The sequence below is a fragment of the Ruminococcoides sp. genome, assembly GCF_057037865.1.
Genome location: NZ_DBLZMS010000004.1, coordinates 166,494 through 186,111, shown reverse-complemented (window position 1 = coordinate 186,111; position 19,618 = coordinate 166,494). Strand labels below are relative to the sequence as shown.

Here is a 19,618-nt window from a genome sequence, read left to right as displayed (position 1 = left end):
GGATGCTATCAAGCATTAGCCATCATCATATCATAATGTGCTTTATGGTCCATTTTAATAAAAATCTCCTTAAACACCTGTTTATAGCGTTCTACAGAATCCGTATAACTATCAATATACAAATCGTCTGGAATGGAATGAGAACCATCGTTAATCCAGCTAATCAACGAACGGCATATCATCTGGTCTTCTGTAGTATCAAAGGAGTTTACTATCGTTTCATCAACATTTTTACCTAATATATTGAAATAGTTTTCAATGATTCTTCTCATAATATTTTGAGTTGTAACTAACGAAGCATTTGTATTTGTTTTCAATTCTTGCCACAGAAGTTCATACGATGTTTTTATGGGGTTGTTTTTTTCAAATGCCCTTATTGTTGAAATGTTATTATCCTTGCTAATAATCCAATAATACACATCATTTAATGCTTTTGTTCTCCCATCCACAAACGAAGCTTCCTTATGAAAAAATACATTATGAGTAAGTATAAAAATTTGCTCAACATCTGAATTTCCATCACGGATATCTTTAATCAGTGATTTCACCATTGAGCTTACTATGTATAGTACAGTACTATCAAGGCTACAAATTGGGTCATCCAAAACTAACACCTTTTTTGAGGATACTTTAGAAGCGTCCATTGATCCTTTGGCAAACTGTAAAAAATATAGAAACGAGATAAAAGTTTCTTCGCCTTCGCTCAAAGTATTTGTAGCGAGCGTTCCATCCATTCGTTGAATTTGATATGAGTTCTCTTTTGTTGGCGATGGAACAATTTGAAAATTGGTAAACCCATAGGCTTTCAAAGAACGGTTAATTTCGTCTACCGTAGGTTGAACACTTGTAATGTTTTTTCCGGCTACGAATATTTTATTTTCTATATCATCTAACAGTTCCTTACACTGGGTGATGCCTTTTTGTATTCCGGATTTTGCTTTTTCAAAGCTTGACAAATCATTAATATATCCACTTATCAACGCTTCTTGTTCATCCATTAAATATTCCCAAACATCATCAATCAAAGTTGTTTTCTCATTATTATAGTTATCAACCATTGTGTTGTGTTTGATAATATTACTATTAGCGACTGATATCATATCGATTAAATCATTAACTTTTGATCTGCTATCGGGTATGTCTATTTTTTTACCAACTTCTTTTTCTTTAGCTGACATCACCGTTATTGTACTTAAAAACAGCGATTTTAATGCATCTAATAATGTTTTATATTTCTGAGTATCTAAATTTCCTATACTTGTTGCAATATCGTTTGATACAACACTTGATAATTGAGAAATCAATAAGTCAGAAATAGATTTATACTTTTCAATTATATTTTTTATATGTTCTATATTTTTTTCGTATTCTCCACTAAAAAAATCATTTAATTGTACTTCAAAATCTGCTGTAATGGTTTTTTGTTGACAAAAAGGACATACACCGTCTTCGCTAATATACGTGCGCCCTTTATTAACCCAATCTGCATTGTCAAGAAAGTCAATAAGCCTAGAAATAGGGACATCCTTATTTCCAACAATTACTTTTTCCCAGATTAAATCTTTCTCTATAGTCTCAAGTTCAGATATTAAATGCGAAACAGATATATCAATAGTATTACATTTTTCTGGTTTGTTTGAAAATAGGATGTCATAACGCTTTTTTAAGGACTCTCTTGTTTCATTTGAAAAATGGGATTTTTTATATCTCTTGATAACTTCGTCTCGAAACTTTTCTTTGTTGCCTCTTAATCCACTAAATACTTCTTGAAAATAAATCTCATTTTGTTTAAGAATGACATTCCAAACAGTATCCTTAAATTTATCTTTATGAGATTGCTCTTCATCTTTTTTCTTGTTTAAGCTATTTGTTCTTCTAACATAGTCCTCTTTCTTTATATCTCGCTCTTTTTTCATTTTATCAAGAGCTTCGATTTCCTCGATTGTTGCCTCACCTAAAGTAAACACACCGGCGATATTTTCTTTGAAATGACGAGCTCGAAAATCTCGATTATAAACAACAATATCTGTAGGCGTATCATTTTCCCAATTTATCTTGCAAGATGCATACTGAGGAGCAGTTTGATTATGTAAAAAATTACTGATTGTAGATTTGCCACTACCATTAGGCCCATAAAAGAAATTGACCTTTTGACAATTTTCTATAATAGCTCCATCAGCAGGATATGTTGCACAATTTTTCATAATAATAGATTTAATCATAAATCGGACCTCTTTTCAGATACTCATTGTATGTAGACTTTTTGTATTCATTTTGATTATACTATAAAATATGGAGGATTGCAACTATGGATATTATAAAAGTATTTGGTGATAACCTAAAAAAGTATCGTACAGCTATGGGAATATCTCAAGAAGCATTCGCTGAAAAGTGTGGTATGCACCGAACTTATATTAGTGCTATCGAGTGTTACCGCCGTAGCATTTCGCTTGAAAATATACAGCGTATAGCTGATGCACTTGAAATTGATACCTATAAACTGTTTTTGGAGGGTAAAAATGAACAGTAAAGAAGTTTTATCTCTAGCTAAAGAGAAACTTACATCGTTAGATAGCAATTTAATTGATGTATTAGATATCACTCGTCCTATTAGTGTTGAGTATGCAAAACAATTAGCAAAGGTAATTTCAAAGTTATCACCGTTATTAGGCAATATGATTGAATTTTCTACAGTTGATTTACTTAATCAGTCTAACTGGTCAAATAGTGGAAAATGGATACGTCAGGATCCGGGTTTTCCCGATGCATTATTCAAAAGTGAAACGGTCACTCCGAATCCTGGAATTGAAATTAAAGCGTGGTTTCCATTTGCCACAGAAATAACCGCCCGTTTCAAAGATAGTGTCACCATATTTGAAAATGACAATATAGACATGGCGTTAATTGCTTGGCTCCCAGAACACGTAATTTGGGGGAAACCTAAAATAATTGATGTTCTTGTTGTAAGTGGAAAAAGTGTTGCTGAAGCAAGAGATTTGCATTATCATAAACCTCCAGAATATCTTGTTTTTGAGCCTGAAGATACTACTTCACGAACTGCTAATTTGCAACAAACAAACACCAATGGATATAAGTTACAAGAAGATAAATGTGACCCTGTTGCTGCTGCAGCTGTTGTAGCGTCTTGGGGACCAAATGGAAAGACTTATGATCCTAGTCCCAATTATCAACGTCTATTACGCTCTCTTTATGCCGATTATGTATATAGACTTGACACTAATTATGCAAAAATAGACCGTATAGAACACGCTGAAATTAAGGCTTTTAAGTTGCGCGTATTGGAAACAGCTTTTAACGGGAAAACCATTCGAGAATGGGGTAATATACTTTCATCTAAAAACGAAAGAGAGCTGGAGAGCGCTTTAGAAACAATTCTGTAATGCTTGGGTTACACGCTTTTCTGCGATGCTAAATACATAACTATTAATCTCGGCACAATAACATATACGGTTTAATTCTATTGCCGCTATTGCTGTTGTGCATAAGCCTGCAAATGGATCCCAAACGACATCAGTTTCATCTGAGGTCATTTCAATTATCTGCTTAATTAGCTTTAATGGTTTTTGATTTAAGTGTATAGCTTTTTGGCCAAATTTTAATCGTTCGTTATTACGTAGTTGCGGAACTTGCCATACATTTGTGACTCCTATAGGACAGTAAAATTTAGCACGAAGTTGTTTCCATTCGTTATATGTTATAGGTTTAGTTCCGTTAATGGAAAAGTAAGGCTTTCCACTTTCACTACCATTTTCATTAGCATACAAAGCAATTTTTTCAAATGCGTCAGCAGGAGGCATATACCATAGATGACATTTAGTGAAGTACTTCCTAGTTGCCGCATTTTTTACACCACAAGCTTCATTGGCTTTTGAAAATGGCAATCCTGTTCTAGCCCATTCGTATCTAAGCCATTCTTTCATTGAGAGTAATTGTCCATTAACTTTAAATTCTGGTTTTCTTACATATTGAGCACATACCTCCGTTACTACTGGCAAATGTCGAATAGTTTTTGTGTTAGTATTACCGGCAACGTGGCTCATACCTTTATCCCATACGCAACACGAAACATAAGTCCAACCATATTTTTCCAAAATCGGATGGACGTTAGCCCAACCAACTTCTGTATTCCAAAACCAAAGTGTTGTGATTGGACTTGACAGTTCGCTCCATTTTTTGATATGAGGTTCATACCAATCCGCAAGTTCGCTTGCAGAAAGTAAATCGCCAGGGTACCCATTTATGCCATATGGGCCGTCACTAATTATTATCGTTGGCGATTTCCATTTATCATAAACATTTATTGCATCATCACAAACGAGATGAATATTTCTATTAAGATTTATCACAATTATTTCTCCTCGACAAACTCCATAATATTTTCAATGCGACACTCCAAGGCTACACATATTTTTTCTAAAGAGTCAACAGATACAGGCTCGTTTTTCCCTAATTTTGCTAAAACATTACTGCTTATTCCACATAACTGTTTTAAATCGGTTCGTTTAAGCTTTTTATCTATTAGAAGTTTCCAAAGATTATCATAACAAACAGCCATTTGATGACCTCCACAATTTGATGTTTCTAATTATATACCAAAAATCACGATATGTCAACTTATAATAACTATTTCGTGACTTATAAACAAATAAAAAGACACCGAGTGCAACTCATTATAAGAGCTACACTCGGCGTGATTTTTAACCGTAGATTAAATATAAATTTACAATTTCTGTCGCCCTATTCCGAATATTATTCATCTTCTGCACCCAGAGCATCATATCGGTTGATTTGAGTTCCTCGGTCACATTTTCCTTTTCGGCTAAGTCTTTTACCAGCCGGAGAAAAAGTTGTTGAGCCTGCTGTTCAATATCGGCAAGATATGAATTGAGCTTACCGCTTGTCAGCAAATTGTAGTAATGCACCTTATGATTTTGCTTCAAATATCGTTTATGCCTCATTCCCCAAACGCCGATATTTGCTTCCTGTTCTTCTTCCGCCGGTAATAAATCGGGCAACATATAGTCGCCCACCTGCGTATAAGTACCGTCTTGCTTTTCAAAAATTGTGTTTGCCATTTTGTTTTACCTCCAAAAATTTATTTATCTTGAGCGTGGATTTTCACGCTTACGACCTTTAATATTTCTTGCCTGTTCAAGCAGCTCGTCAATCTGTTTATGCCCGAAAACCTTACGCAAGAGTTTGTAGTCTTTGACCTCTGAGCGCAGATTTTCGTTTTCACTTTTCAGTTTGCTGTTGATTTTAGACAACATTTCATTCTCTCGATAGAGGTTGCCGTTTATGATGTTTAATCTATGGTAATTGTCCCAACCTTCAAAGCAACGAGCTAATGCAGTCTTGACTAACGCTTTTAATTTTTGAATAAGCGGCTCTGCAATTTTGGTTTTATATGCTTTTGCAGACATAAAACCTTGCGGCTCGGAGAGCTGATATTCGGGTGCGTTATCGAGCATTTCATCAACATTTTTTAAGTTTTCCAAACCATCATCATAGTTTAACACTCGCTCGGATAACACATTAAATTCTGCTTGTTTTACTTCGATTTTAGCACCCAATTGTTCAAGTTCTGCTGTTCTTTCTTGCTTTTTATAATCAAGAACAGACAAATGTTTTTCGTGCGTTCCTTTGTGTTCCCACTCAATTCCGTGTCGTTCCATAACGAATGCGAGTGCGGATTTTTCTGCGCTTACCCACTGATTCCACTCGGTATCTCCACGAGTTCCGCCTTTGAAACCTTGTGTGGCTAACGCTTGTTTCAGGCTTACTCTCGTATCAACTCCACGCTTGCTGCCGGTTGTGAACGGAACAAAATCAATGTGCAAATGAGGCGTTGCCTCGTCCATATGCAGATGAGCAGAGAACACTTTTAGGTTGGGATTTCGCTCTTGAAATCCCCGATAATACTCATCTAAAACCTGCAGTGCAAGCTGTCCGTTTTCGCTTTCTGCACTCATATTTTCATTATCGCCAATCTGCAAAATCAGTTCGTGGAACGGCTTTTCCTGCTTAGAATTTCTGATTTTTTCATAGTAATTTTCTATTCTGCGGTCGGCTCTTGTCTGTTTTTCGTTGTATCTTTTGAGTGCTTCGTCAAACAATTCGTGATAGATTTTCTTTATCGGCTCGTTACAGTAATCAATGTTCAAATGCGTTCTGCTACCGTCAACATTTTCAGCCTTAAACTTGCGGCTGTTATGATTGACCGAGCCTTTACCCACCATTGCGCTTATCGTTCTTTGCATTATATACACCTCCAATCTCATAAACTTGCTCGTCCTCGGTTCTGTTACTCTTGTCAAGAGTAACGCAAAAGCACTTTTGACAGCGGAGCTATCAAAAATGCAACCTGCAAGCAGGTTTTGCGCTCTCCGAGGGGCAAAGAGCTGCCTTTGAAAAGGCACTCTCTGCACATTCCGCTAAACTTTATCTGTGTCGGTCTGTGTCGATAGTGACGGTGATTTTGTCACCGCCTAAAACAGCGACACAACCGTCACACATCGTCACGCTGTTCATAAGTCAAACTAACTTTACGCCCATCGTGACAGCGTTTGTTCTGATAACGGATTCCATACTCATCGAACAAACGCCCTGCATTGATATTAAGCTTCATCGTCAAAGCGTTTGCTTTCATTTCAACGCCGAGAAATTCAACAAGTTCCGTCGGGCTGCCATACCATTCGGGATTTTCATTTGTGATTTTGACGGCGATATTTTCAAGCAAAGGTTCAGGCGGCAATTTCCAAAGTTCCGTTTCGGTTCTCTCAAGTTCCCACACAAGGGTTTCAGGATTGCGATTGAGATAAATCTTTTGATCGGGCTGGTCTCTGCCTGAAACTTCAAGCGTTGCCGAATTGCTTGTTCGTTTTTCTTTCCGTAAAATAAAGCCACCGTCGGCGGCGCCAAGCAATCCGTTAGTTCCCGAAATCATATCAAACTTATCCTCAGAGTTCTGCTTGCGTGTATGATGAACAAGCAGCAAACATATTCCGTAACTGTCCGCAAACTTTTTAAGCCTTGTTATAATCTCATAATCGTTTGCGTAACTGTAATTATCACCGCCCACTTCACGCACCTTTTGGAGAGTGTCTATGATAATCAATTTTGTATCGGGGTGTTCTGCCATAAATCTTGTAAGCTGTTCGTCAAGTCCACTTCCAAATTGACACGCCGAAACAGAAAAGTACAAATTATTCGCACTTTCTGTTCCGAACATCCTATACAATCTTTCTTGCAATCTGTGGTAATCATCTTCAAGAGCAAGGTACAAAACAGTTCCTTTTCTCACATCAAAATTCCAAAGCGGTGTGCCTGTGCTGATGTGATATGCAAGCTGTGCCATAAGAAAACTTTTGCCGAGTTTTGGTGCTCCTGCAAAAATATATGTGCCCGGATAAAGCAAACCGTCAATCAGCGGCGGTTTACTTTGATATACCGTGTTATACAACTCACGCATAGAAATCGTTTTCAAATGTGATGGATCGAGCTGTTGCAAAAATTCTTTTTGCATTTCTTCAAGATAATCATCTAAACTCTTGTCATTTTCGTTAGAATCAGTTATACTGTTATTAGTTTGTTTTAGGATTGACTGCTCCGTATCTGCGCCAACAGATACAATCGGAGCGGCCTTTTCTTTTTCTGTCATTCTGATACCTCCTTTAATCCGCCGAGAATATCGGCAATCATTTCGATTAAGTCAAGCAATTCGTCATCGAGTTCGCCGTCGTTTTCAATTCTTTGTAATTCCGTAAGTACATCTGCAAGATTATTACGCAAAGCCTTATATACTCTCGGATTGCCTTGAACTACAACCTCTTTGTTTATAAGTCGCCTTGTGATATAGTCCTGTTTGGTTAAACCCGAAAGCTGAACATAGCGTTCAATCTGTTCCCACTCTTCGGACGAAACTCTGAACGCTACGGTTTTGTTTCTCCAACGGTTGTGTTCATCTTTGTTTTTCAGTGACATATTATTTTTTCTCCTTCCATAATTCATCAAGGGTGTTTGCCATTTCGTTTTGTTTTGACGGATATATGTGCGTATATCTGTCGGTGATTTCCACTGTTTCGTGACCAACCCTGTCAGCAATAGCAGCGGCTTGGTAGCCTTGATTTATTAAAAGCGAAACATGCGAATGTCTTAAATCGTGAATACGAATACGCTTTACGCCTGCGGCTTTTGAGCCTCTGTCCATTTCGTGATGAAGATAGCTTTTTGAAATAGGGAATATTCTGTCGCTGTCATTCGGTGAATAAAACATTTTCAAGTATTCTTGCATTTCATCACATAAAAACTGCGGCATTTTTATTGTTCGATTGCTTTTCTCCGTTTTCGGTGGAGTAATAACATCTTCTCCGTGCAATCTTTGATAAGATTTGTTGATTGTAAGCATATTGTTTTTAAAGTCAAAATCACCGGCAGTTAATGCAAGCAACTCACCTACACGAATACCTGTCCAATAAAGCATTTGAAAAGCATAGTAGGAAAGCGGCTTGTCCATCATCTCATCAGAGAACTTACTGTATTCCTCCACAGTCCAATAACTCATTTCCTTGCGTTCTTCCTTACCCATATTACCGACCGTGGATGCCGGATTTAATCTTAAACCGTAAATCTTGATTGCGTGATTGAACAATGCGCTCAATTGATTGTGAATCGTCTTTAAATACCCTTGAGAAAGTGGCTCTCCGCTTGAATTAGTCATTTTTCTAATTTCATTTTGCCAAGCAATAACATCTTTTGACGATATATCGCATAATCGCTTATGCTCAAAATACGGCAATATTTTAGTTTGAATAATATGCTCTTTGGTAAGCCAAGTGTTTTCCTTTAACTTCGGTCGAACATCTTTTTCGTACAGTTCCGTAAAAGTCTTAAATGGCATAGTAACATCGGCTTTCTTTTCTGTCAGAAATGCTCGTTCCCACTCCTGTGCCTCTCGTTTGGTGGCAAAGCCACGCTTTAATTTTTGCTGTCGCAATCCTTGCCAGTCTGTGTAACGAAACTGCACATACCAAGTTCCGTTTTTTTCATTTTTAAATGCTCCCATTTTAATCGCTCCTTTCAGTCGTTTTGGTTGAGTAAAATTTTTCGTGAAAGAATTTACGGTCAATTCTGCCGGGAATTGTAATACACCCGGTTGACTGCAATTCTTTATTTAATTTGCGTATAAGTTTGTAAGCGTAAGAAACGGAAACGCCCATTTCTTCTGCCACATCCTCAACACGCATAAACATTTTGTTTGACATTAACATCATCCTTTCATTCTTAATTTTCATAATTATTTAGTGTCGGAGAACTTTCTGACCGCATTCCGATTTGCCCGAGCGGATACACCATTACCGTGATGTATGACGGCTATTCAGTTGTTTGCAAATAGACTTAACGCTATTTGCTTAATGATTATACTAAACATATTCCGTTATGTCAAGTGGCTTTCTTAAAAATATTAAACTTTTTTGTTTTATGTCACTTGACATCGCTTAACTTGTTATGCTATGATATTTAACAGTAAAGTGAGAGGAGCTATAGTATGGCTATCGGCGAAAGAATAAGATTTTTTAGAAATTTAAAAGGTATGACTCAAAAGTATCTCGGTATGCAGGTGGGCTTTCCGGAGAAAACCGCTGACATCCGTATGGCACAGTATGAATCCGGCAGCAGAACGCCTAAGGCTGATTTAACAAACAACCTTGCAAATGTATTTGGTGTTTCTACAAGTGCTTTAACTGTGCCGGATATTGACAGTTACAACGGCTTAATGCACACGCTGTTTACTCTTGAAGATTTATATGGCTTCCGTATTGATAAACTTGATGACGAGCTTTGCATACGCCTTGATAAGGGTATGGGAACAAATTACCTTACAATGTTTGATATGTTTTCCGCTTGGCAGGAACAAGCCGAAAAGCTTAAGAACGGAGAAATCACAAAAGAGGAATACGATAATTGGAGATATAACTACCCCGAAAGCGTAGCTTTTAATTCTCGTAAGTAAAACAGAATATAATAGAAAACGCAAAAAGGCATTACCGACTGCAAAAGTCAGTAATGCCTTTTATAGTATTAAGATAATTGTACCTGCAAACCGATAGAACACTTAGAATAAAGTTGTTTTACAGTTTGCTATCATTTTGCTATCAAATCGGGAATTTGAGAGCCTAAAACCCAGTGTTTATGCGTGTTTACGCTACTCTTGATATTATTCCCACTCTACTGTTCCGGGGGGTTTACTTGTTATATCATAGACTACTCTGTTGACATGTTCTACTTCGTTGATGATGCGGTTGGAGACTCTGCCTAGGATTTCGTAGGGGATTTTTGCCCAGTCGGCTGTCATAAAATCATCGGTTGTAACGGCACGGAGAGCGATGAGTTCGTCATATGTTCTTGCGTCACCCATAACGCCTACGGTTTTAACACCCGGGAGAACTGCGAAGAACTGGCTCATCTTATCTGCGTAACCGCACTTATCCATTTCATCACGAAGAATTGCATCGGCTTCCTGAAGAATATGAACCTTTTCGGCTGTAACTTCACCGATTACACGCACACCGAGTCCCGGACCCGGGAACGGCTGACGCCATACGAGGTCGTGCGGAAGTCCAAGCTTCTCACCTACTACTCTTACCTCATCCTTGAAAAGGTCTTTAAGCGGTTCAATTACACCTGCAAAGTCAATATCTTCCGGGATACCAACCTGATTGTGATGTGTTTTGATTTTTGCGGCATCGCCTTTGCCGCTTTCGATACGGTCGGGATAAATTGTACCCTGTGCAAAATAACCCTCGCCGTAGCTTTCACGGATTTTGTTCCAGAACACCTTATAGAATTCTGTACCTATAATGTGGCGTTTTTCTTCGGGTTCTTCAACACCTTTAAGCTTTGCAAGGAACTCTTCCTGACAATTAATGCGGACAAAGTTCATGTCAAAAAGCTTTGTAAAGGTCTGCTCTACAAAGTCGCCCTCGTCTTTTCTCATAAGTCCCTGATCAACGAAAACGCAGGTAAGCTGTTTACCGACTGCCTTACTGAGAAGTGCTGCGGCAACGGATGAATCTACACCGCCCGAAAGTCCGAGAACTACACCCTTATCACCAATCTGCTCTTTAAGCTGTGCAACAGTTGTGTCGATGAAGCTTTCCATTTTCCACTCACCCTTACATTCGCAAACATCATAAAGGAATGAACGGAGCATATCTTTACCGTTATCTGTATGGTTAACTTCGGGATGGAACTGAACACCGTAAAACTTTTTTTCAGGACATGACATTGCGGCTACAGGACATACATCCGTTGTAGCTGTAATGCTGAATCCTTCGGGAGCTTCATTGATATAGTCACGGTGACTCATCCATGAAATTCCTTCACTCTTTACGGATTTAAAGAGTATATCATTGTTATTATATCTTGTAACTGTCTTGCCGTACTCACTTGATGAATTGTCTGTAGCCGAAACAACATTGCCGCCGAGTGTGTATGCCATAAGCTGACAACCGTAGCAAATGCCGAGAATCGGAATTCCGAGTTCAAAAATTTCAGGAGTATAGTGCGGTGATGACTCGTCATAAACGCTGTTAGGACCGCCTGTGAAGATAATACCTTTTGGGCTAATGTCTTTGATTTTCTGAATATCAACGGTATAAGGAAGAATTTCGCAATACACATTGCACTCACGAACTCTTCTTGCAATCAGCTGATTGTACTGACCGCCGAAATCAAGAACAATGACAGTTTCTTTTGTAGCATTGCTCATAGTAAAATTCCTTTCAAATTTAAAGAATACCGCACAGAATTTGTGCGGTATTCAATTAATATTTTAATTATCTGTAAATAATATCGTTTCTGGAAGGACCGTTTGAAACCATTGTAATCGGCACACCGATAGCCTTTTCGGCAAATTCAATGTATTCACGGCATTCCTTAGGAAGCTTGTCATATTCTGTAATACCTGAAATTGAACATTTCCAGCCCTTGAGCTTTTTGAGGATAGGTTTGCATCTTTTAAGCTTTGTTGTTGACGGGAAGTAGTCAATTTCCTTGCCGTCAAGCTCATAACCTACACAAACAGGGATTTCATCAAGATATCCGAGAACATCAAGAACCGTGAACGCAACCTGTGTTGCACCCTGAACCATACAACCGTAGCGTGTTGCAACGAGGTCAAGCCAACCCATTCTTCTCGGTCTGCCTGTTGTTGCACCAAATTCTCCGCCGTCACCGCCTCTTCTGCGAAGTTCGTCAGCCTCATCGCCGAAGATTTCAGAAACAAATTCACCTGCGCCTACCGCACTTGAATAAGCCTTGACAACTGTGATGATTTCTTTGATTTCATACGGAGGAATACCTGCACCAACAGCACCGTAACCTGCGATTGTATTGGATGAAGTAACCATAGGATAAATGCCGAAGTCAGTATCCTTGAGTGAACCAAGCTGTCCTTCAAGAAGAATATTCTTTCCGTCTTTGAGCGCATTATGAACAAAAGTGAATGCGTCACCGACATAAGGAGCAAGAAGTTCCTTATATTCCATTAGTTTGTCAAAAACTTCCTGTTCTGTGATTTCGGGCTTGTTGTAGAGGTTTTTCAGAGTTGCATTCTTGATTTCAAGAGCGTGTCTGATTTTCTCTCTGAGTGAATCTGGATCATCATAAAGTTCATTAATCTGGAAACCGATTTTTGAATACTTGTCAGAATAGAACGGAGCGATACCGCTCTTTGTTGAACCGAAAGAATTTTTGCCGAGACGCTCTTCCTCATAGCAGTCAAATGCTACATGGTAAGGCATAACAATTTGTGCTCTGTCAGAAATAATAATGTTTGGCTCGGGAACTCCGCGATCTTTGAGGTGAGCCATTTCCTTAACGAAGTTTTCAACGCTGAAAGCAACACCGTTGCCGATTATATTGGTGATATTCTGATGGAAAACACCCGAAGGAAGCTGGTGAAGAGCAAATTTTCCGTAATCGTTGACAATTGTATGTCCTGCATTTGCACCGCCTTGAAAACGAATTACGATGTCGCTGTCGTTTGCGAGAACATCGGTAATTTTACCCTTGCCCTCGTCGCCCCAGTTGGCACCTACAATTGCTTTTACCATTTTACAAAACTCCTTTTTACAGACGCATGGTCTGCTATAAATAAAATATATACTTGAACCAAAGGTTCGATTAAATCAGTCTAATTAAACATTGATTTCAGGCTTGTCAGACTCAACATCTGCGTACTTTTCAAGAACAGGCTTGATGCACTCGTTGAGGAAGTCCTCTGTCTGCTCTTTTGCTCTGCCTGTGTAGTTTTCCGGCTTGAGAATCTTCTCAAGCTCTTCAAGAGTAACTCCGAATGCCTCATCTGCGGCAATTCTCTCGAGAAGGTCATTCTCGCCGCCTTCAACCTTAACTACTCTTGACGCAGCCATTGAATGCTCACGGATTTTCTCGTGAAGCTGCTGTCTGTCAGCACCACGCTTTTTAACTGCATCCATCATAATATTCTCTGTTGCCATGAACGGAAGTTCTTTTCTGAGTCTTTGTTCAATTACCTTTGGATAAACGACAAGACCGTCTGCAACATTTGCATAAAGTGAAAGGATGCCGTCAACTGCGAGGAATGCCTCCGGAACACTGAGACGCTTGTTGGCTGAGTCATCAAGTGTTCTTTCAAACCACTGTGTGGCAGTTGTAAAGTAACCGTTGAGAACATCAACCATAACATATCTTGAAAGTGAACCTATACGCTCACTCCTCATTGGGTTGCGCTTGTAAGCCATAGCCGATGAACCGATCTGATTCTTTTCAAACGGCTCTTCAACCTCTTTGAGGTGCTGAAGAAGTCTGATATCATTTGAGAATTTAGCGGCTGACTGAGCAATTCCCGCAAGAACATTGAGGAACTGTGAGTCAAGCTTTCTTGAATATGTCTGACCTGATACAGGGAAACAAGCCTTGTAGCCCATTTTTTCTGCAATCTTATGATCAAGCATTTTGCACTTTTCGTGATCTCCGTCAAAGAGTTCAAGGAAACTTGCCTGTGTACCTGTTGTACCCTTTGAACCGAGAAGCTTAGCCTTTGAAAGCTGATACTCAACATCTTCAAGATCCATAAGGAGCTCCTGAAGCCAGAGAGTCGCTCTCTTACCTACTGTTGTAGGCTGTGCAGGCTGAAAATGAGTGAATGCAAGGGTTGGAAGAGCCTTGTATTCATCGGCAAACTTTGAAAGGTTGCGGATAACTGTGATAAGCTTATTTCTGATAAGCTTGAGTCCTTCTGTCATAATGATGATATCTGTGTTATCACCGACATAGCAGGAGGTTGCTCCGAGATGAATAATGCCCTTTGCGTTCGGACACTGAACACCGTAAGCATATACATGTGACATTACATCGTGACGAACAATTTTCTCTCTTTCCTGTGCAACTTCATAGTTGATATCATCAGCATGAGCCTTGAGTTCGTCAATCTGCTCCTGTGTAATTGGGAGTCCGAGTTCTTTTTCCGATTCTGCAAGAGCAATCCAGAGCTTTCTCCATGTTCTGAATTTTTTATCCGGCGAGAAAATGTATTTCATTTCCTTGCTTGCATAACGGGCTGACAAGGGTGATTCATAAGTATCTTTTACCATTATTTACATCCTTTCAATTAGTTGTCCTTTTTATTGTTTTCATCGAAGTTCATTCCGCCACGCTCTTTGCCCTTAAAGGTTTCTTTTGTGATAGGAGCGGGGTAATTACCCGTAAAGCAACCGTCACAAAAGCCTACGGGAGCGTTGTGAATCATCTCACGAAGTGACTCAACAGGGAGGTATCCGAGGGAATCAGCCTTGCTGAGCTTTGTGATTTCTTCGATTGTATGGTTGCAGGCAATAAGTTCTCCTCTTGACGGAATGTCAGTACCGTAATAACACGGCCACATAAACGGAGGTGAACTGATACGCATATGTACCTCTTTTGCGCCTGCCTCTTTGAGCATTGTAACAATTCGGTCAACAGTTGTACCACGCACAATGCTGTCATCAATAATAACAACTCTCTTGCCTTTGATTTTGTCGGCAATCGGGTTGAGTTTAATTTTTACGCTTTTCATTCGTTCCTTCTGACTTGGCTTTATGAAGGTTCTGCCGATGTAGCTGTTCTTCACAATAGCCTTTTCATAAGGAATTCCTGATTCTTCGCTGTAACCGATTGCGGCATCAATTCCCGATTCGGGAACACCGACAACCATATCAGCCTCAACAGGGTATTTTCTTGCAAGAATTCGTCCTGCCTGCTTTCTTGCCTCATAAACGCTTACTCCGTCAATAAAGGAGTCTGAACGGGCAAAATAAATATACTCAAAAATGCAAAGTGCCTTTTTCTTGTCACCAAAGTCGGGTTTCATACTGCGGACACCGTTTTGGTCTACAATTACGATTTCGCCCGGTTCAATATCACGGACAAATTCTGCACCGCAGGCATCAAGAGCCGCACTTTCACTTGCAAAAACATAGGAATCGTTGTACTTGCCCATACAAAGCGGTCTGAATCCGTGAGGATCACGAGCCGCAATAAGCTTTCTCGGGCTCATAACGAGGAGCGAATAAGCTCCCTCAATTACCTGCATTGTTCTTGCAACGGCATCTTCAACAGAATGACATTTAAGTCTTTCACGGGCAATTACATAGCAGATAACCTCGCTGTCGATTGTTGTCTGAAAGATTGCGCCACGCTGTTCAAGACTTCTGCGGATTTCAAGCGCATTGGTAAGGTTGCCGTTATGGGCAATTGAAAGCGTACCCTTTACATAACGCATAACAAGCGGTTGTGCATTTTCCAGCACAGAACCGCCTGCAGTCGAGTAACGGACATGCGAAACCGCCATTTGTCCGTTGAGAGAATCAAGAATTTTGTTGTTAAAGACCTCGGTAACAAGGCCCATATCTTTGTGATAATCAATTACACCTTCGTCAGATACAGCGATGCCGCAGCTTTCCTGTCCTCTGTGCTGGAGAGCAAGCAAGCCGTTATAACAAGCGTATGCAGGGTTAATTGTGCCGTCGCTGAATATGCCGAATACTCCGCACTCTTCGTGCAGACCTTCTTTTGCAAAATTATCGAAAGAAAATTCCAAGGTGCCACCATCCGATTAATCAAAATAACTATCCAAAGTTTAATTCACATATCTTAATTCAAAAATTCACAATGTAGTTATTATGCAAGACCTACACGCTTCATCATTTCGGCATAAGCCTCTTCAACACCGCCCATGTCACGACGGAAACGGTCTTTGTCGAGTTTTTCCTGAGTATCCATATCCCAGAAACGGCATGTATCGGGAGAAATTTCGTCAGCAAGGAGAATCTTGCCCTTGTATCTGCCGAACTCAATCTTGAAGTCAATAAGATCAACCTTGCACTGCTTGAAGAATTCAATCATAATCTCATTAATCTTGAAAGCCATTTCTGTGATTGTGTCGATTTCTTCCTTTGTAGCAAAGCCTGCTGCGAGGATGTGATATTCATTTACCATAGGATCGCCGAGTTCATCGTTCTTATAGCAGAATTCAAGAACAGGAGTCTTCATAGGAGTGCCTTCGGGAAGACCGAGACGCTTTGAAAGACTGCCGGCAGCTTTATTTCTTAAAATTACCTCGAGAGGAACAATTTCAACCTTCTTGAGGACTGTATCTCTGTCGTTAAGCTCTTCAACAAAGTCTGTTGCAATGCCATGCTTTTCGAGAAGCTTGAACATAAAGTTTGACATACGGTTGTTTACAACACCCTTGCCAACGATTGTACCCTTTTTCTCGCCGTTGAATGCAGTTGCGTCATCCTTGTAGGAAACGATGCAGAGATCGGGATCTTCTGTAGAAAATACCTTTTTAGCTTTTCCTTCGTAAAGTAATTCTTTCTTTTCCATAATCAAATCCTCCATAAAGATGCGGCTTTGCGCCGTAATTAAAAAACAATACAAGATACATTATAATATATAAATCAAAAATAAGCAACCGTATGAGAATTAAAAATAAAAAAATTGACGAATTTTTTAAAAAATTGCCTGTATCGAAAAATTATGAAACAAAAATAATCTTAAACAGGGCATTTTTGCAAAAGGAAAAGGAACAATACGGCGTGTATTGCTCCTTTGAAATTAAACTCTGACTGTATTCTGCTTATTTCTGAATACGAAAAGTATTATCGGTCTAAAAAGTCCGAAGGTAAGGACATTTACTACTGTGAGAACATCCGAATATCTGATGTTAAGATTTTTGAATATTTTATCGGCGATAATTACATCTATCACAAATGAGGCAATGACACAAGCTAACAGGGCAATCAAGCCGATGATACCGATTTCCAGTTCAAAGCAGAAAAACAGAACGGCAACGGTTGCGATTGAAAGGTTCAGCACACCTTCTATTATGCCTAAAGCCTTATTCCCTGCAATTTTACCGAGGAGATATTTATTATAAAACGGAATCCAAGCTGTACCGCTGTGCTTATAGTACAAGTTCTTGCACATACCCATTGCCGCAATGCTCTCAAAAACATAGCTTACTGCAAAATAAATAATCAGCACGGCAATTACTGCTATAAAAAACATATACATAGCCGAAAGCATTCCCATTAAAAGCATAACACTTATTCCGCCCATAATTATCGCCCTCCGAAATATACTAAAAAAGGACACTAACTCTATGAGTTAATGTCCTTTTGGTGCCGGTGACCGGACTTGAACCGGTACGGTATCGCTACCGGCGGATTTTGAGTCCGCTACGTCTGCCAATTCCATCACACCGGCAAATGCAAAACATATTATACAATACAAATCAGGAAAAATCAAGTTATATTTTTAAATTTTTTGCCTTAATTACTACGCTGTAAATAGAGGTGAATCAATTTGTGTGAAAATACAAACGGTTTTTCTTCTTTGGCGTCGATTTTGAGTGAATTTATTATACTGTATTTTAAAGTTACTTTTTGTCGGATTACATCATTTTAATCATGCAAATACTTTATACGGATGTTTTAATCCTTGAAAATAATATGCCTCTATGTTAGAATAGCTTTGAGGATGTGATAATTTGATAAATAACCAGTTTTCGGGTAATAATATGCCGTTTTACGGCAATAACCTTAATTATAACCGCAATTTCAAAAAAGAGTTCCAGTATGATAATCTCAAGCAAAGATCAAGCGGTTTAGGTTTTTTTGTATTTGCGTATTCGCTTACAATGACAGTAAGCGCAATGATAGTTGTAGAAGTTTTCAAGGCTTTTGGTTCGGCAAAATATATTTATTCTGACAATTATTCAATACTGACTTACTTTATGGATATATTTATTTCCGTATTTGCCGTTGTTGTTCCTGCATTTTTTTATATAAAGCTTTCAAGAAACAGTTTAAATGATATTATCAGCACAAAATATGTAAAACAAAAAAGTATGATACCCATTCTGTTTCTCGGAATGGGGGGTGCGATGATTGCAAATGTTGCCACGAGTGTTATCGCAGACAACTTCTCGCTTTTCGGAATTGAAAACACATCTTCGGGATTGACAATCGGAGATTCAAGTGTTTTGAGTATTGTTCTGAACATAATTTCAACAGCAATCGTCCCCGCTTTTGCCGAAGAATTTGCTTTCAGAGGAATAGTTATGGGTTCTCTGAGAAAGTTCGGTGATACAACAGCAGTTATAGGCTCTGCAATTTTGTTCGGTGCAATGCATCAGAATATATCACAAATTCCGTTTGCGTTTATTCTCGGACTTATTTTTGCGTATGTCGATTGCAAATTCAATTCCATTCTTCCGTCAATTGCAATCCATTTTCTTAATAACCTATATGCTGTTTCCATGAGCATTTTAAGAGATGCAAACATTGTTTCCGATTATGCGGCGACAATAATCAGTTACAGCCTGATTATTTTCTTCTGTATTGCAGGCTTTGTTTCATATATCGTACTCGCCAAAAATGATAAGAACTTTTTCAAAATGTCTGATAAGAAAGACGGAATTGTAAGTGAACTTAACTTAAAAGAGAAAATGACTGCATTTCTTGTGAATCCCGGTATCATACTTTCACTTGTACTTTTTCTGATAACTACAATCACAAATTTAGGATTAATTAACAATGGATAAAACTTTATACTATATGCAAAAGGCTATTGAACAGGCTGAGATTGCCGCTGCGGAAAACGAAGTTCCCGTCGGTGCGGTAATTGTCAGAAATGATGAAATTGTTGCCACAGGAAGAAATCGCCGTGAACAAAGCAAGAACGCTCTTCTTCATGCCGAAACCGACGCAATATACAATGCCTGTCAAAAGCTTGGCGGTTGGAGATTGTGGAACTGTGAAATTTATGTAACACTTGAGCCTTGCCCTATGTGTGCAGGTGCAATAATCAACGCTCATATTCCAAAGGTATATTTCGGCGCATACGACTTAAAAAACGGTGCTTGCGGTACAATTACGAATCTGTTCCAGATGCCGTTCAATTTCAAGCCTGAATCAGTCGGCGGTATTATGCAGGAGGAGTGTTCTAAACTTCTCACCGACTTTTTTAAAAACTTACGCAATAAAAAATCATAGAAAAAATCCCGCTTACA

At 38.9% G+C, this 19,618-nt stretch carries 20 protein-coding genes and 1 tRNA gene; 5 read left to right on the top strand and 16 right to left on the bottom strand.

Going from position 1 to position 19,618, the window contains the following annotated elements:
* Positions 1 to 8: 8 nt before the first annotated feature.
* Positions 9 to 2,222 (bottom strand): AAA family ATPase, encoded by a 2,214-nt coding sequence (locus tag AC2HW8_RS05425; protein WP_484327250.1) that lies wholly within the window; start codon positions 2,220 to 2,222, stop codon positions 9 to 11.
* 86 nt (positions 2,223 to 2,308) lie between these two features.
* Here AC2HW8_RS05425 and AC2HW8_RS05420 point away from each other — a divergent pair, with 86 nt between their 5' ends.
* Together AC2HW8_RS05420 and AC2HW8_RS05415 are read left to right on the top strand one after the other, a co-directional pair.
* Positions 2,309 to 2,530 carry a helix-turn-helix domain-containing protein gene (locus tag AC2HW8_RS05420; protein WP_101069674.1) on the top strand — a complete coding sequence of 74 codons (222 nt, stop codon included), beginning with the start codon at positions 2,309 to 2,311 and terminating at the stop codon, positions 2,528 to 2,530.
* Positions 2,520 to 3,401: a hypothetical protein gene (locus AC2HW8_RS05415; protein ID WP_484327249.1), complete on the top strand. Its 882-nt coding sequence runs from the start codon at positions 2,520 to 2,522 to the stop codon at positions 3,399 to 3,401. Before AC2HW8_RS05420 ends, AC2HW8_RS05415 begins: the two co-directional genes overlap by 11 nt.
* Here AC2HW8_RS05415 and AC2HW8_RS05410 read toward each other — a convergent pair.
* The 8 genes from AC2HW8_RS05410 to AC2HW8_RS05375 form a co-directional block, all read right to left on the bottom strand.
* Positions 3,384 to 4,367, bottom strand: a complete 984-nt coding sequence (locus AC2HW8_RS05410) for a DNA methyltransferase (RefSeq protein WP_204840088.1) — start codon at positions 4,365 to 4,367, stop codon at positions 3,384 to 3,386. The two genes, AC2HW8_RS05415 and AC2HW8_RS05410, sit on opposite strands and share 18 nt — an antisense overlap.
* Positions 4,368 to 4,369: 2 nt before the next feature.
* A complete protein-coding gene (locus AC2HW8_RS05405) occupies positions 4,370 to 4,576 on the bottom strand; it encodes a helix-turn-helix domain-containing protein (protein WP_101069678.1) in 207 nt (68 codons plus the stop codon).
* 142 nt (positions 4,577 to 4,718) lie between these two features.
* Positions 4,719 to 5,096: a TnpV protein gene (locus AC2HW8_RS05400; protein ID WP_484327248.1), complete on the bottom strand. Its 378-nt coding sequence runs from the start codon at positions 5,094 to 5,096 to the stop codon at positions 4,719 to 4,721.
* A gap of 24 nt (positions 5,097 to 5,120) precedes the next feature.
* The gene (locus AC2HW8_RS05395; RefSeq protein ID WP_484327247.1) at positions 5,121 to 6,281 is read right to left on the bottom strand and encodes a plasmid recombination protein; all 1,161 of its coding nucleotides are present in this window, start codon (positions 6,279 to 6,281) and stop codon (positions 5,121 to 5,123) included.
* Positions 6,282 to 6,529: 248 nt separating this feature from the next.
* Positions 6,530 to 7,681: an AAA family ATPase gene (locus tag AC2HW8_RS05390; protein ID WP_484327246.1), complete on the bottom strand. Its 1,152-nt coding sequence runs from the start codon at positions 7,679 to 7,681 to the stop codon at positions 6,530 to 6,532.
* Entirely contained in the window at positions 7,678 to 8,004 is a 327-nt protein-coding gene (locus AC2HW8_RS05385) for a plasmid mobilization protein (RefSeq protein WP_484327245.1), read from the bottom strand. Before AC2HW8_RS05385 ends, AC2HW8_RS05390 begins: the two co-directional genes overlap by 4 nt.
* Position 8,005: 1 nt before the next feature.
* A complete protein-coding gene (locus AC2HW8_RS05380; protein ID WP_484327244.1) occupies positions 8,006 to 9,085 on the bottom strand; it encodes a site-specific integrase in 1,080 nt (359 codons plus the stop codon).
* Between the two features lies 1 nt (position 9,086).
* Positions 9,087 to 9,284 (bottom strand): transcriptional regulator, encoded by a 198-nt coding sequence (locus tag AC2HW8_RS05375; RefSeq protein ID WP_106765426.1) that lies wholly within the window; start codon positions 9,282 to 9,284, stop codon positions 9,087 to 9,089.
* Between the two features lie 284 nt (positions 9,285 to 9,568).
* Between AC2HW8_RS05375 and AC2HW8_RS05370 the strand changes: the two genes are divergently transcribed.
* Positions 9,569 to 10,033, top strand: a complete 465-nt coding sequence (locus AC2HW8_RS05370; protein WP_484327243.1) for a helix-turn-helix domain-containing protein — start codon at positions 9,569 to 9,571, stop codon at positions 10,031 to 10,033.
* A 204-nt stretch (positions 10,034 to 10,237) separates the two neighbouring features.
* Here AC2HW8_RS05370 and guaA read toward each other — a convergent pair whose 3' ends face one another.
* From guaA to AC2HW8_RS05335, 7 genes are all read right to left on the bottom strand, one after another.
* The gene (gene guaA / locus AC2HW8_RS05365; RefSeq protein WP_484327242.1) at positions 10,238 to 11,791 is read right to left on the bottom strand and encodes a glutamine-hydrolyzing GMP synthase; all 1,554 of its coding nucleotides are present in this window, start codon (positions 11,789 to 11,791) and stop codon (positions 10,238 to 10,240) included.
* Between the two features lie 67 nt (positions 11,792 to 11,858).
* A complete protein-coding gene (locus AC2HW8_RS05360; RefSeq protein WP_015523935.1) occupies positions 11,859 to 13,136 on the bottom strand; it encodes an adenylosuccinate synthase in 1,278 nt (425 codons plus the stop codon).
* Positions 13,137 to 13,220: 84 nt separating this feature from the next.
* On the bottom strand, positions 13,221 to 14,657 hold the full coding sequence (purB, locus tag AC2HW8_RS05355) for an adenylosuccinate lyase (protein WP_046432932.1): 1,437 nt from the start codon (positions 14,655 to 14,657) through the stop codon (positions 13,221 to 13,223).
* Positions 14,658 to 14,674: 17 nt separating this feature from the next.
* The gene (purF, locus tag AC2HW8_RS05350; RefSeq protein WP_117967508.1) at positions 14,675 to 16,141 is read right to left on the bottom strand and encodes an amidophosphoribosyltransferase; all 1,467 of its coding nucleotides are present in this window, start codon (positions 16,139 to 16,141) and stop codon (positions 14,675 to 14,677) included.
* Between the two features lie 80 nt (positions 16,142 to 16,221).
* Positions 16,222 to 16,929: a phosphoribosylaminoimidazolesuccinocarboxamide synthase gene (gene purC, locus AC2HW8_RS05345; protein ID WP_015523937.1), complete on the bottom strand. Its 708-nt coding sequence runs from the start codon at positions 16,927 to 16,929 to the stop codon at positions 16,222 to 16,224.
* A 231-nt stretch (positions 16,930 to 17,160) separates the two neighbouring features.
* The gene (locus AC2HW8_RS05340; RefSeq protein WP_484327241.1) at positions 17,161 to 17,664 is read right to left on the bottom strand and encodes a hypothetical protein; all 504 of its coding nucleotides are present in this window, start codon (positions 17,662 to 17,664) and stop codon (positions 17,161 to 17,163) included.
* A 60-nt stretch (positions 17,665 to 17,724) separates the two neighbouring features.
* Positions 17,725 to 17,811, bottom strand: a tRNA-Leu gene (locus AC2HW8_RS05335).
* A 283-nt stretch (positions 17,812 to 18,094) separates the two neighbouring features.
* Between AC2HW8_RS05335 and AC2HW8_RS05330 the strand changes: the two genes are divergently transcribed.
* Positions 18,095 to 19,150, top strand: coding sequence for a CPBP family intramembrane glutamic endopeptidase (locus tag AC2HW8_RS05330; protein WP_303807337.1), 1,056 nt, complete (start codon positions 18,095 to 18,097; stop codon positions 19,148 to 19,150).
* Positions 19,143 to 19,601: a nucleoside deaminase gene (locus AC2HW8_RS05325; RefSeq protein ID WP_021882837.1), complete on the top strand. Its 459-nt coding sequence runs from the start codon at positions 19,143 to 19,145 to the stop codon at positions 19,599 to 19,601. The genes AC2HW8_RS05330 and AC2HW8_RS05325 overlap by 8 nt, the downstream gene beginning before the upstream one ends.
* Positions 19,602 to 19,618: the final 17 nt, after the last annotated feature.